The organism is Caballeronia sp. KNU42, assembly GCF_053760385.1.
Genome location: NZ_CM132389.1, coordinates 593,766 through 606,657, shown reverse-complemented (window position 1 = coordinate 606,657; position 12,892 = coordinate 593,766). Strand labels below are relative to the sequence as shown.

Below are 12,892 nucleotides of genomic sequence, written 5' to 3'. Positions count from 1 at the left end.
CCTACATGACCGCAACCTCGACACCCGATCAGATTGGCGAACGCCAGGCCGCTGTTTCCGCATTGTTGGACCATGTACGTCATATTGTGGCGAACCAGGGCGTGACTCGCGCCGCGCTCGATGCCATCAGCGAGCGCTTGCAGGCGCTTGCAGCAGACCGCGCGGGCTTGTTTACTGCACAGGATTTTCCGCCGCCGCAATCGGGCAGCGGCGATACGTCGACGCGATATCGGCTGAATCCCCGTGAGGATGGTTTCGCGCTTTATCTGAACTCGTTGCTGCCCGGCAAGACCACCATTCCGCATAACCACGACACATGGGCGGTCATCGCGGCGCTCGAAGGCGAAGAGCTGAATCGTGTCTATAAGCGTACCGACGACGGTACCGATCCCGAACGCGCGACGCTCGATATCGAGCGGGAGGTCGTGGTGCGTCCGGGTACACCGATCGCGTTCCTGCCCGAGGACATTCATAGCATCCACGTAACGGGCGGCGCACCCACGCTGCATTTTCATCTCTATGGCCGACCGCTGGAAACACTTTCTGGCCGTCTCGGTTATGAACTCGACACCGGGCGTGTGGTGCGCTACAACACGACCCACATGCACCGTGGCACGCAGGCGGTTGGCTGATGAGTCCGCCTCTGCCGCGTAAAGCGACGCGCCTGATGCGGGCCGGTGCGCCGGCGTTCATCGATGGCGCCGCGCCAGTCAATGTGCCCGTCGAACGCACGAGCACGGTGCGTTTCGAGAACACGTCGAGTCACGCGGCGCGGCATAAACGGCGCGCGGCGGGCGAGGCGGTCAGCACGTACGGACGGCATGGCACGCAAACGCACCGGGCGCTGGAAGCGGCCATCGGCGAACTGGAAGGGGCGCGTGACGTGCTGCTTGCGCCTTCAGGGTTGTCGGCAATCTCAATGGTGTTTATCGGCTTGTTGTCGCCGGGCGATCACGTGCTGGTTCATGACGGGGTCTATGGGCCCGTGCGCGAACGGATCGAACCGCTGCTTACGCGATTGGGCGTGGCATTCACCTACTTCAGTGCAGCGGACGGTTTGCCGCATAAGCTGCTCCAAGCCAACACGCGATTGATTTACGCAGAGTCGCCGAGTTCGTTTCTATACGAGATCATCGATCTGCCGGCGCTTGCGGACTTCGCTCACGAGCAAGGCGTCTTGCTCGCCGCTGACAACACGTGGGGCGCGGGCTTGCTCTATCAGCCGCTGGCGCTAGGCGCGGATGTCTCCATCCAGGCCGTCACCAAATATCTGGGCGGACACTCGGACCTGATGCAGGGCGCTGTATCAACCGCCGATGCAGCTATCGGGCAACGCTTGCGAGACGCTCACGACGCATTGGGCCTGAGCATCAGCGCCGACGATGCTTACCTCGCGTTGCGCGGCATCCGTACGTTGCCCGTACGCCTTGCGCAACACGCGCGCGGCGCGTTTGCCGTTGCGTCGTATCTGCAGCGCGTAAAGCAGGTCACACGCATCTTCCATCCGGCATTGGCCACCGATCCCGGGCATGCATTGTGGTCACGCGATTTCCACGGCTCGAACGGATTGGTCTCGTTCGCCTTGCGCGACGCCGATACGAGCCAGGCGGCTGCTTTCATCGACGTGTTGCGACTATTCAGCATTGGCGCATCGTGGGGTGGGTATGAAAGCCTTGCCCTGATCGCACCACCGCGGCGTTTGCGTTCCCATAGTTATTGGCAGGGACCGGAAGCGGTGGTTCGACTACACATCGGGCTGGAAGACGCGGACGATCTCATCCTCGACCTGGCACAAGCCTTTCGCAGCGTGCTGTCCTGAACGCTGTCCATCCCTCATTCCGGCTTTTCACCCATGACCTCAATCCGAAACGATGTAGCTTTCGTCGATGCCTCCACCGTCCGCACATGGCTCAACGACGAAGCTGAAATTGCCTTGCTCGATGTCCGTGAAGCCGGGCAGTTCGGTGAAGGGCATCCGTTCTTCGCGGTCCCGTTGCCTTATAGCCGCCTGGAAATAGATGCGCCGCGACTGGTGCCGAGACCCGACACGCGGATCGTCCTGCTTGACGAGGATGAACACGACAGTGTTGCGCTCAAGGCTGCACGTCGCCTGAAAGCGCTCGGTTACACGAAGGTCTCTGTGCTGCGCGACGGCGCCCGCGGCTGGTTGGAGGCGGGTTATACGCTGTTTAAAGGGGTTAACCTGCCATCGAAGACCTTCGGCGAACTCGTTGAACATGCGCATGGAACGCCGCATCTGTCGCCCAAAGCGTTGGTGGCGCTGATCGAAGGAGGAGGTGCTTATGCGTTGTTCGACGGACGTACACTCGATGAACATCGCAAGATGACGATTCCGGGCGCGATTCCCGTACCGAACGGCGAGTTGGCGTATCGGATCGGAACGCTGGTAGCCGACCCTGCCACGCCGATCGTGATTCACTGTGCCGGGCGTACGCGAAGCATTATCGGAGCGCAGACCTTGCGCAATCTCGGCGTGCCGAATCCGGTGATCGCGCTGGAGAATGGCACGCAAGGCTGGGCGCTTGCGGGGCTCAAGCTCGAACAAGGCAGCGAGCGCCGCTACCCTGAAGCTTTGAACGAAGCGGCGGTTGCTGAGGCGCAGACGCTCGCAGCCAGGCTTGCTGCGCGCTTCCGCATTGCAACGCTCGATGCCCCGGCCGCACAAGAATGGCTTGCTGATCCGCACCGGACCACCTTCCTGATCGATGTCCGTACGGCGGAAGAATTCGCGCACGACGGTCTGCCAGGCGCCGTCCACGCTCCGGGAGGGCAACTGGTGCAAGCGACCGACCAGACCATCGGCGTTCGGCGTGCCCGCGTGTTGCTGGTCGATTACGACGGCGTGCGCGCGCCTGTGATTGCTACATGGCTCGTGCAGTTAGGCTTTGAGACCGCGTTGATCGATGCAGCTGAAGCAACTGCGCTGCGCCCTGTCAGGCAGATTGCATCGGCGCGATCGTCCTTGCCGCTACTCGACACAGCGGCGTTGCGCGAAGCCTCGACGGGCCAAGTGTTGCTGCTCGATCTGCGATCGAGCGCAGCCTACCGCCGGGAACATGCTGCCGGTGCGCACTGGTCGATTCGTCCGCAACTCTCCAAAACGCTGGCGGCGCTCAAGGCGACGCCGGGCGACACGCTGCTGTTATTCGCGGATGAACCGTCTGTAGCAAGCATCGCGGCAACAGACCTGCGCGAGTTGGGTTTCACTTCGCTTTATCTCGCAGCGAATGGAATCGATACCTGGAAAAAAGAGGGCTTGCCGCTGGCATCGACGCCCGATGTTCCCGCCGATGCGGCGCGTATCGACTATCTGTTCTTTGTCCACGATCGCCACGATGGCAATCTCGACGCCGCCCGCCAATATCTCGACTGGGAGACCGGCCTGATCGCGCAGTGTGCGCCTGATGAACTGGCTGTTTTTCGTATCGATGCACCCGCCACGGAAAGTCCCAGCCAATGAGATTTCGCCTCACGACCTTCCTAAGCGTTAGCTTCACCGCGCTTGCGCTTTCGCAAACCGTTCACGCCGATGCCACGCTCGACCGGATCAAGTCCCGTGGCACGCTCACGGTCGGGGTCGTGCTCGACGGCACCTACGGTTCACTCGATCCACAGACGCGCAAGCCCGTCGGCTATAACGTCGAGCTCGCGCAAGACCTCGCCAAACGCCTCGGCGTGAAATTTGAAGCGGTGGAAGTCACCCCGCCGAACCGCGTGCAATTCCTCCAGCAGGGCAAGGTCGATGCGTTGATCGCGAGCATGCAGTACACAAAAGAGCGGGACGAGATACTGAGTTATGTGCCTACGCCGTTCGAGGAGATCGGCGGCTCGGCGATGGTCCACAAGGGAGCAGGTATTCATGACTGGAGCGATCTGCGCGGGAAGCCTGTCTGTGTCTCGCAAGGCAGCAACTACACGCGTCCGCTGATTGAACAATACGGGGCACAGGTCAAGGGTTTCAAAGGCATGCCCGAAGCGCTGCTGGCGCTGCGCGGCGGGACCTGCGTGGCGTCGGTCCACGTGACGCCCGGCATTCAGGCGAGGCTCGCCAATAGCTCGGGTGAGTGGCAGGACTATGAGTCACCGATCCCCGATCAACTGATTCCGTCGCCATCGGTGATATGGGTGCGCAAGGGCGAGACCGACACTGTCGCGGCGCTCGACAAAATCGTGAAGGAGTGGCACCGGAGCGGTTTTCTCATCGATGAAGGCAACAAGTGGCACATGCCTCCGTCAAAACAATTGCTAGCGTGGCATCAGGAGTATTCGTCGAAATAAGGCGGGGGCGGTTGCTTCTCCGGCTGTTCCTTAAAAAGCGGCTAAGCAAAGTTGAATTGCTTGGTTGCCAGCGCGCGCGTCTCTTTTCAATATCTCGATCATCCCTCCATTTCCTGATCGAACCCGCGCAATGACAACCATCTTCAACCCCGATGCCAACGCTCTCGACGCGCTGCGCCTGTTAGGTCCCGACCCGGATAACTGGGTGCCGGAGCGCGAGGGTATCGACCATAACGTCTTGATCGTCGGTGGCGGACAGACCGGCGCCGCGTTCGCATTCGCGCTGCGGCGTGCGGGTATCGGCAAGGTGTCGGTGATTGATGCGGCAGCCGACGAAGCAGGCGCGGGTGTCTGGCTCAACCGGGCGCGCATGAACAAACTGCGTACGCCGAAGACGCTGATCGGGCCTGAACTCGGCATCGCGGGTTTGAGCTTCCAGGCGTGGTTCGAAGCGCGTTGGGGCGCGGCGGCCTATGCGGAGATCGACCGGATTCCTCGTGCGCGCTGGGCGGAATATCTCGGGTGGTATCGGCACTTCCTGAAGGTTCCGGTTCGCTATGCCACGCGTCTCGCGCGAATCGAACCGGTGGACTCGCACTTCAGGTTGCGTCTGCTCAATGCTGCGGGTGAGGAGCATGTCGAGACTGCACGCAAGGTCATCCTCTGCAACGGCGTCGCGGGTAACGGCGCTGCGCAGATACCGGCCGTGCTGTCCCAGAGCCTGCCGCGCTCGCTCTACGCGCATACCTCCGAGGCTATCGATTTCAATGCGCTCAAGGGGAAAGCGGTAGCGGTGATCGGCGGTGCGGCATCTGCTTTCGACGCGGCCGCTACCGCACTGGAAGCGGGCGCCGCGCAGGTGCATCTCTTTGTACGCCGCTCGGCGATTCCCGCCATCCCCATTACGCGTACTCGCGCCTATCCGGGTGCGTACGACAACTATCCCGCGTTACCTGACTCCGTGCGCTGGCGTCAGGCATTGCGCTTCCGGCAGGCAGGTTCGACACCGCCGCTTGATGCCGTGGAACGCGTGACGAAGCATCCGAACTTCCACCTGCATCTTGGCGCGGCCTGGAGCCAGGCAAGCGCGGAGGGTGGGCATATTGCAGCCCGGGTAGGCAACGAGCACTTCCGGTTCGACTTTGCGATCGCGGGCACGGGCTATCTTGTCGACCCGGCTGTGCGCCCCGAGCTTTCAGCAGTATCGAAGGAGATCCTGTTGTGGCGCGACCGATATGTTCCCGAGGATCGCGAGCGCGATGACTATCTCGGCGCGCATCCGTATCTAGGCGCTGCGCTCGAGTATCTGGAGAAAATCCCCGGAACGGCGCCTCATCTGGCGAACCTTCACGTGTACAACCCCGCGGGCCTCGTCAGCTTCGGCGTACCGGTGGGCGACGTACCAAGCATGAAGCGCGATATCCCGTCGGTGGTGAGCCGGATCAGCCGCGATCTGTTTCTCGCCGATCTCGATCGCCACGAGGCGCGCCTGAATGGCGAGGTGCCTGCCGATTTCAACGAGACGCTCTATGCGCATAGTGTGTGGCAAGGCGAGAAGGCTGACATCGTCTGAAGCATCATGCAATCGATAAAGCGCGCAGGCTCATAAACATATCGCAAACGAATAATTGTTAAGAGACCGAAGCGTCGTTAGTCTTGGGGTTTGCAGCGAAGCGAAGCGCTTCGGAAAATTCCTCGTGCGCACGGGGCTTCTCTCAACGTAACGAAGGCCTTCCCCATCATGTCCGGCACTCCTCATTTCGATCCAGCGTCCGGACACCCCGGCGTCGGGTTCCAATCGCCTGCGACGGTCATCCGGAAACAACCTGCCCGCGTGAGCGCAACGTATTCGGGCGAGGCGGCGGCGAGCCTGCTGCCGGCGTGGCTGGCAGCGCTGGCTTGGCTTGCAAGCGCGGGCCTGACACGCTGGTGGCCAGACGCCGATGACTGGCCTTACACCGGTCATCTGCTGGTCCTCAAGCTGCTGCTTGCAGCAACGGCGCTGCTGATAGGCGCGGCAGCGCGCAGAAGCATCCGGGCGCGCCAGCCCGACGCATCTCCGTCACGCGCCGAACGCTGGCTGTCTGCCATGCCGTGGTTTGTCGCGCTCGCGGTGGGCGTGAGCGCGTGGGAGGTACTCACCGCGAAACTCGAATGGCTGCCCCGGCCGTTTTTCGCTCCTCCGCAAGCGCTGATCGCCGTTTATTTCGATGACTTTCCGCGCCTCGGTTCAAGCGTCGCGCATTCATTCGGATTGCTTGCTTATGGTTATGTGATCGGAGCGGTGGTGGGGTTTGTGACGGGCGTTGGCATTGGCTGGTCACGGGCGGTGGGGTACTGGCTGCATCCGGTATTGCGCCTGATCGGTCCATTGCCCGCTACCGCCTGGTTACCGCTGGCGTTCTTTTTCTTTCCGTCGAGCTTCAGCGCCAGCGTGTTCCTGATTGCGCTCGCTACCGGCTTTCCCGTGGCGGTGCTCACGTGGTCGGGCGTGGCGGGTGTCAACAGCACGTTCTACGACATCGCGCGCACGCTGGGCGCACGGCCCGGCTTCCTGATCCTGAAGGTGGCGATACCGGCCGCATTGCCGTCCGTGTTCGTCGGACTTTTCATGGGACTGGGGGCGTCGTTTTCGGTGCTGATCGTGGCCGAGATGATGGGCGTCAAGGCAGGACTCGGCTGGTATTTGCAATGGGCACAGGGATGGGCGGCTTATTCGAACATGTACGCGGCGTTGCTGGTGATGGCGTTGATGTGTTCCGGGTTGATCACGCTGCTGTTCCGCTTTAGAGACCGGTTACTCGCGTGGCAGAAGGGGTTGTTGAAATGGTAAGCACGCAAGGTATCGCGCAATCGTCGCAAACGTCGCAATCGGCATTCAAGTCCGCGACCACTGGTGCGCGTATCGATGTCAGTGACGTGAGTCATCGGTTCTCGCTGCACGGTGCGGCGCTACCGGTTCTCGACGACGTCAGCTTCTCGGTCGCTCCGGGTGAGTTCGTCGCGTTGCTCGGCCCGAGCGGCTGCGGCAAGTCGACGTTGCTCAGACTGGTTGCCGGACTCGATACGCCCGCGCTTGGCACGGTGTCATCGAACGGGGTCGCTATCCGTGGACCGGACCCTTCGCGGGTCGTCGTCTTCCAGGATCCGACCTTGTATCCGTGGCGCACGGTACGGGCCAATGTCGGTCTTGGACCTGAGGCGCAGCGAAGGCGCCGACGGTTTCCGTGGAGCCGGGCCCGTTCGAACGAGCCACTTGCCGACGGCGAGCGTTCGGCGGAACAGCGTATAGACGCTGCGTTGCAACTGGTCGGTCTGACCGACTTCGAGGCGGCGTACCCGCATCAGTTGTCCGGAGGCATGGCGCAGCGTGTTGCGCTGGCGCGGGCGCTTGTCAACGATCCCGAGTTGCTCGTACTCGATGAGCCGTTCGGCAAGCTGGATTCGCTCACACGGCTGCGCATGCAAGGCGAACTGGTGAAGTTGTGGCTGGACGCGCCCTTCTCGGTGCTGCTTGTGACGCACGATGTGGAAGAGGCGTTGTTCCTCGCGAACCGGGTGATCGTGTTCAGCGAGCGTCCGGCACGGGTGACTGCGGAAGTGCGTAATGACGCGCCTTATCCGCGTCATCGCGATGATCCCAAGCTGGTTGAACTCAGGCGCGAAGTGCTTGCTTTACTTGGCCTGGTTGCTTGAGTTGGCGAGGGAATCGCCCAACCGATCCGATAGACAAAACACCTATAACGACCGACCCGTGGAGAATGTTTGATGAATCGTCCTGATGCCGATGGTGGCGAAAGAGCCGCCTTGCCGGAGAGCCTGTCGCGCCGCGAGTGGTTGCGAAAGACTGTGTGGACTGCCGGAGCGGCGGCACTTGGCGGGGCATCGTTTGGCCTTGCCGGACTGCCTGCCCGTGCCGATGACAGCAAGTTGATACAGTTGAAGTTATCGTGGAATGCCGGTGCGATTTGTACGGCGCCGGTACCGGTGGCGGTCAAGCAAGGGTTCTTTAGCAAGCGTGGTCTGGACGTTGAGTTGATCAACTTTGCCGGGTCGACGGATCAGTTGCTCGAAGCCATTGCAACCGGCAAGTCGGATGCCGGAGTCGGCATGGCGCTACGCTGGATCAAGCCGCTGGAACAGGGCTTCGATGTCAAGCTCACCGCCGGCATTCACGGCGGCTGCATGCGCTTGCTCGCGACGCGCAGTTCGGGAATTGTCGATCTGCCCGGCTTGCGCGGCAAGATAGTCGGCGTAAGCGACATGGCGAGTCCGACGAAAAACTTCTTCGCTATCACGCTGAAGAAACTCGGCATCGATCCGGACAGCGAGGTTCAGTGGCGTCAGTATCCCGCCAACCTCCTGGGCGAGGCATTGAAGAAGGGCGAGGTGCACGCGGTTGCGGACGGCGATCCGACCATCTGGATGCTGCGGGAATCGGATCATCTGGTTGAGGTCTCCAACAACCTGTGCGGCGAGTATCAGACGCGCGTGTGCTGTGTGCTCGGCGTGCGTGGGACGCTGGTGAGGAAGGATCGTGCGACAGCGCAGGCATTGACACAGGCCTTGCTCGACGCAACGGAATGGACGGCGAACCATCCGGCGGATGCGGCTGCTATCTTTGCGCAATACGCACCGCAGGCGGATGTTGCGCAATTGACTGCCATGCTTAAGAGTCACACGGATCATCATCATCCGATCGGCGACGCGTTCAAGAAGGAAATCGCGCTGTACGCGGACGACTTGAAGACAGTGGGGGTGTTGAATAGCGGCACGGATTCTAATCACTTCGCTAACCGGGTGTTTTCGGATGTGCTGGTTTAGGGCGGTGGATGGGGTGGGGGTTGCTAGGTTCCTGCGTTAGCGGTCGGAGTCAGTGCCGGGTTGCCAGGTTCTTGCGTTAGCGGTCGGGGTCGGTGCCGGGTTGCTAGGTTCCTGCGTTAGCGGTCGGAGTCAGTGCCGGGTTGCTGCTTTCGGGGTTAGTGGTCTGCTTGCGTTGGCTCATTTCTTTACCACTATTAGCCACTGCGCGTGGCGGCGCGTCATTTCTTTGTCCAAAGCGACAAAGAAACGAAGCAAAGAAAGCGCTTTCAAAACGAGGGCTCGTAAGTTGACCTAGCGTGCGGTTTCCGCGTTTTTGGCACCCCAAAAGCACGGTGCTCGCCAGAGCGACGGATGTTTGAACCCCTCCTTCTCCGAACACGGATACCCACACGCTTCGCCACCAGTGACTGAACCTGCCCAAGGTACACCCCGCGCTATCCGCGAAAAACCAACCACCAAGTAAGTACGCGCAACGAACCTCGTAGGCAACCTTCCTCGAAACGAGGCCACGAAGATGCGAGGCCGCACCCAACGAATGTAACCCCGCCAATCACGCTGACCAAGCAGCTAACCCATGAAGACCTGAAGCGGTAAATATGCGTGAGGCCGTGCTGGTACTTGGGCAAATAGTGCTTGCCCGAGAGCGTACGGGGCGAAGCGTGGGCGTGTAAGAATTCGCGAGAAGGAGGGGTTCAAACATCGGTTGCTCTTGCGAGCACCGTGCTTTTGGGGTGCCAAAAACATCGAAGCTGCACGCTAGTGTCCTGAGTTAGAGATTCGCAAACAAAATCGTTCGATGCTGGCCATGATGTCGTCAGCAGATTTTGTCCACATGAAGGGCTGCGGCTCAGCGTTGTAGATGTCGAGATAGTGGCGAATCGCGTCTTCCAACTGGCGTGTTGAACGATGGGTTCCGCGCCGGATTTGTTTTTCAGTCAGTGTGGCGAACCAGCGCTCCACCTGATTAAGCCAAGAAGCCGATGTTGGAGTGAAATGGATATGAAAACGCGGATGACGAGCAAACCAGGCGCGCACGGTCGGTGTCTTGTGAGTCCCATAGTTGTCCATCACCAAATGCACGTCCAATTGAGGAGGAACGTTGGCTTCGATCGTACGCAGGAACTTCAGGAACTCAGTGCCGCGATGGCGCCGATGCAATTGGCCGATGACTTCTCCGGTGGCGATATCCAGGGCCGCGAACAACGTCGTAGTGCCATGGCGTTCGTAATCGTGCGTACGGCGCTCGGCTATGCCGGGGGCCAACGGCAGAATCGGTTGAGTCCGGTCCAGTGCTTGAATCTGGCTCTTCTCGTCCACACACAACACCATGGCCTTGGTCGGCGGATCGAGATACAAACCGACGATGTCACGCGTCTTGGCAACGAACTGCGGATCGGTGGACAGCTTGAAGGTTTCCTGACGATGAGGCTGCAGGCCAAACGCACGCCAGATCCGACTCACCGCCGTCTGCGACAGACCACTTTCGCGCGCCATGGTGCGCGTGCTCCAATGTGTCGCTTTGGTCGGTTGTTCTTCCAGCGTCTTGGCAATGAGTGCATCGACCCGAGCATCATCAATGGTGCGTGGCGCGCCTGGCCGGGGTGCGTCGAGCAATCCATCGAGTCGCTGCTTGAGAAAGCGCGCACGCCATTTCGTTACCGTCTGCGGCGTGACACCAAGCGTGTCGGCTACGACTTTGTTGCTGATGCCGCTGGCGCAGTTCAAAACGATGCGCGAGCGCAGGGCGAGCGCCTGAGCTGTCTTGCGCCGACGCGACCAGGCCTGCAACTGCTCACGTTCCGATTCACTCAACACCAACTCCGCTTTCGGTCGACCTCTCATCGCGCCTCCGTCGTATCGAACCAACTATACGACGGACAATGCGGCGATCGAAAAATTCCATGAATTTCTAACTCAGGACACTAGGTCAACTTATGAGCCCTCGTTTTGAAAGCGCTTTCTTTGCTTCGTTTCTTTGTCGCTTTGGACAAAGAAATGACGCGCCGCCACGCGCAGTGGCTAATAGTGATAAAGAGATTAGCAAACCTAAGCAGACCACTAACCTGGAAAGCAGCAACCCGGCATTGACTCAGACCGCTACCGCAGGAACCTAGCAACCCAACCGCAACCCCAACCACGACCCCCATAACTCCCCACCCCGTCCACCCGCGCGAGCGAAAAACCACCGCCCTAAACCCTCACCCCCCGAACCAGCTTAGCCAGAAGCCGGACCAAAGGCTCGAACAACTCCGCCGACGTGTTCCCATACCCGAGCACGAGTCCGTTGTCCTCGGGCGTGGGCTCCAACGCAAAGCTGGATAGAGGCGTGGGAGCCAAGCCATGCTTGCGCGCTGCATCGGCGATCTCCCGGTCCGGATAGCACGCCGGCAACCGTACCGTCAGGTGCAAGCCGCAATATCCCCCTTCAATGACATGTGTCACCGGCATATGCCGGATCAGCGCCTCTCTCAACGCATGCTGCCGGTCGCGATACAAACGCCGCATGCGACCCAAATGCCGGCTGAACTGACCGCTCTCGATGAACTCGGCCAACGCGAGCTGTTCATAACGGTGACCACCTCGCAGCATATCGTCCAGGGGCGCGCGCATCTGCTCTACCAGCGTCGCCGGCAAGACCAGGAACCCCAGGCGCAACGACGGAAACATCGTCTTGCTGAACGTGCCCACGTACAGCACGGGCGCTTGCGTCACCAAACCCTGCATCGCGCCGATAGGCTCACCCGCGTGACGGAATTCGCTGTCGTAGTCGTCCTCGATGATCCACGCGCCATGCTGCTGCGCCTTCGCAATCAACTCCAAACGCCGCGCAACAGTCAGCACCGCACCCGCTGGATATTGATGCGACGGCGTGGTGTAGATCAACCGCGGCGGCTGCGACTGCCAGTCGCTTTCATCGGCGATAAGACCATCGGCGTCAACGCGCATCGGCACCATTTGTAGATCGCCTGCGCGCATCGCCGCCTTCGCTCCGCGATAACCCGGGTCCTCGATCCACGCGGTATCGCCGGCATTGGTCAGCAAGCGCACGCAAAGCGATAGCGCTTCTTGCGCCCCCTCGGTAATGACGACTTGATCCGGCTCGCATCGCACGCCCCGGGCTATACCGAGATGCCGTGCAATCGACGCGCGCAATGCCGGCTCACCCCGAGGATCGCCATAACCCAGAGCCGATGGCCCCGCCTTTCGAATGGCCCGGTCGATCGCACGGCGCCACGCAGCCAGCGGAAAATGGGACAAGGCCGGCACACCCGGACGCAATGCAGCGTTCCCCTCGGCCGACGGCGCGGCGGCCTGAATGCGCGTCAGCCGCTGCGAGGTGGGGGGCGCCGCCGGTACCTGGCGCTTGCCTTGCGGTGACGCCGGACGCGACAACGTCGCGACCCGCGTCCCCTGCCGGTCAGGTTGCACATATCCCTCCGCGGCCAGCAGGTCATACGCGGCGGTCACCGTGTTGCGGGAGATTGCCAGTTCCTCGGCCAGGGCGCGTGAGCCCGGCAGGCGGCTTCCCGGCGCGAGGTGACCACCGAGGATGGCTTCCTTGAATCGATGATGCAACTGGCGTTGCATGGGCGCGGCGCCGGGCCCTCTGGCGAGCGGCGCCTCGAGCAGGGTTTGCGGCACGGTCGACGAAGCAGCGGTTGTCATAAGCAGAATGGGAAAGTGCTCGCGACCCGGCGGAGCCACGAGCGTGGAGCCATGAAAAATCGGGAATGTGGCACTTTTTAAGGTTCCATGATGGGCGTACGTT

The 12,892-nt window shown here is 61.1% G+C and carries 10 protein-coding genes; 8 read left to right on the top strand and 2 right to left on the bottom strand.

Annotation, left to right across the window (positions count from 1 at the left end):
- Positions 1 to 5: 5 nt before the first annotated feature.
- From ACSOSP_RS21850 to ACSOSP_RS21815, 8 genes are all read left to right on the top strand, one after another.
- Complete coding sequence (locus ACSOSP_RS21850) at positions 6 to 632, top strand: cysteine dioxygenase (protein WP_455313010.1); 627 nt, start codon at positions 6 to 8, stop codon at positions 630 to 632.
- Positions 632 to 1,819, top strand: coding sequence for a cystathionine beta-lyase (gene metC, locus ACSOSP_RS21845; RefSeq protein WP_455313009.1), 1,188 nt, complete (start codon positions 632 to 634; stop codon positions 1,817 to 1,819). Before ACSOSP_RS21850 ends, metC begins: the two co-directional genes overlap by 1 nt.
- 33 nt (positions 1,820 to 1,852) lie before the next feature.
- On the top strand, positions 1,853 to 3,481 hold the full coding sequence (locus ACSOSP_RS21840; protein ID WP_455313008.1) for a rhodanese-like domain-containing protein: 1,629 nt from the start codon (positions 1,853 to 1,855) through the stop codon (positions 3,479 to 3,481).
- Positions 3,478 to 4,299, top strand: coding sequence for a transporter substrate-binding domain-containing protein (locus ACSOSP_RS21835; protein WP_455313007.1), 822 nt, complete (start codon positions 3,478 to 3,480; stop codon positions 4,297 to 4,299). The genes ACSOSP_RS21840 and ACSOSP_RS21835 overlap by 4 nt, the downstream gene beginning before the upstream one ends.
- Positions 4,300 to 4,429: 130 nt before the next feature.
- Positions 4,430 to 5,872 (top strand): NAD(P)-binding domain-containing protein, encoded by a 1,443-nt coding sequence (locus tag ACSOSP_RS21830; RefSeq protein WP_455313006.1) that lies wholly within the window; start codon positions 4,430 to 4,432, stop codon positions 5,870 to 5,872.
- 168 nt (positions 5,873 to 6,040) lie between these two features.
- Complete coding sequence (locus ACSOSP_RS21825; protein ID WP_455313005.1) at positions 6,041 to 7,132, top strand: ABC transporter permease; 1,092 nt, start codon at positions 6,041 to 6,043, stop codon at positions 7,130 to 7,132.
- Positions 7,126 to 7,995, top strand: coding sequence for an ABC transporter ATP-binding protein (locus ACSOSP_RS21820; RefSeq protein WP_455313004.1), 870 nt, complete (start codon positions 7,126 to 7,128; stop codon positions 7,993 to 7,995). The genes ACSOSP_RS21825 and ACSOSP_RS21820 overlap by 7 nt, the downstream gene beginning before the upstream one ends.
- Positions 7,996 to 8,067: 72 nt before the next feature.
- Entirely contained in the window at positions 8,068 to 9,123 is a 1,056-nt protein-coding gene (locus tag ACSOSP_RS21815; protein WP_455313003.1) for an ABC transporter substrate-binding protein, read from the top strand.
- 756 nt (positions 9,124 to 9,879) lie between these two features.
- On the opposite strand, the gene ACSOSP_RS21810 is transcribed toward ACSOSP_RS21815, so the two are convergent.
- Complete coding sequence (locus tag ACSOSP_RS21810) at positions 9,880 to 10,965, bottom strand: IS630 family transposase (protein ID WP_455312806.1); 1,086 nt, start codon at positions 10,963 to 10,965, stop codon at positions 9,880 to 9,882.
- 348 nt (positions 10,966 to 11,313) lie between these two features.
- Entirely contained in the window at positions 11,314 to 12,789 is a 1,476-nt protein-coding gene (gene pdxR, locus ACSOSP_RS21805) for a MocR-like pyridoxine biosynthesis transcription factor PdxR (protein WP_455313002.1), read from the bottom strand.
- Positions 12,790 to 12,892 lie beyond the last annotated feature (103 nt).

Bases quoted from the DNA above. Each gene is read 5' to 3' on its own strand.
- ACSOSP_RS21850 (WP_455313010.1), top strand. From the start codon at position 6: ATGACCGCAACCTCGACACCCGATCAGATTGGCGAACGCCAGGCCGCT.
- metC (WP_455313009.1), top strand. From the start codon at position 632: ATGAGTCCGCCTCTGCCGCGTAAAGCGACGCGCCTGATGCGGGCCGGT.
- ACSOSP_RS21840 (WP_455313008.1), top strand. From the start codon at position 1,853: ATGACCTCAATCCGAAACGATGTAGCTTTCGTCGATGCCTCCACCGTC.
- ACSOSP_RS21835 (WP_455313007.1), top strand. From the start codon at position 3,478: ATGAGATTTCGCCTCACGACCTTCCTAAGCGTTAGCTTCACCGCGCTT.
- ACSOSP_RS21830 (WP_455313006.1), top strand. From the start codon at position 4,430: ATGACAACCATCTTCAACCCCGATGCCAACGCTCTCGACGCGCTGCGC.
- ACSOSP_RS21825 (WP_455313005.1), top strand. From the start codon at position 6,041: ATGTCCGGCACTCCTCATTTCGATCCAGCGTCCGGACACCCCGGCGTC.
- ACSOSP_RS21820 (WP_455313004.1), top strand. From the start codon at position 7,126: ATGGTAAGCACGCAAGGTATCGCGCAATCGTCGCAAACGTCGCAATCG.
- ACSOSP_RS21815 (WP_455313003.1), top strand. From the start codon at position 8,068: ATGAATCGTCCTGATGCCGATGGTGGCGAAAGAGCCGCCTTGCCGGAG.
- ACSOSP_RS21810 (WP_455312806.1), bottom strand. From the start codon at position 10,965: ATGAGAGGTCGACCGAAAGCGGAGTTGGTGTTGAGTGAATCGGAACGT.
- pdxR (WP_455313002.1), bottom strand. From the start codon at position 12,789: ATGACAACCGCTGCTTCGTCGACCGTGCCGCAAACCCTGCTCGAGGCG.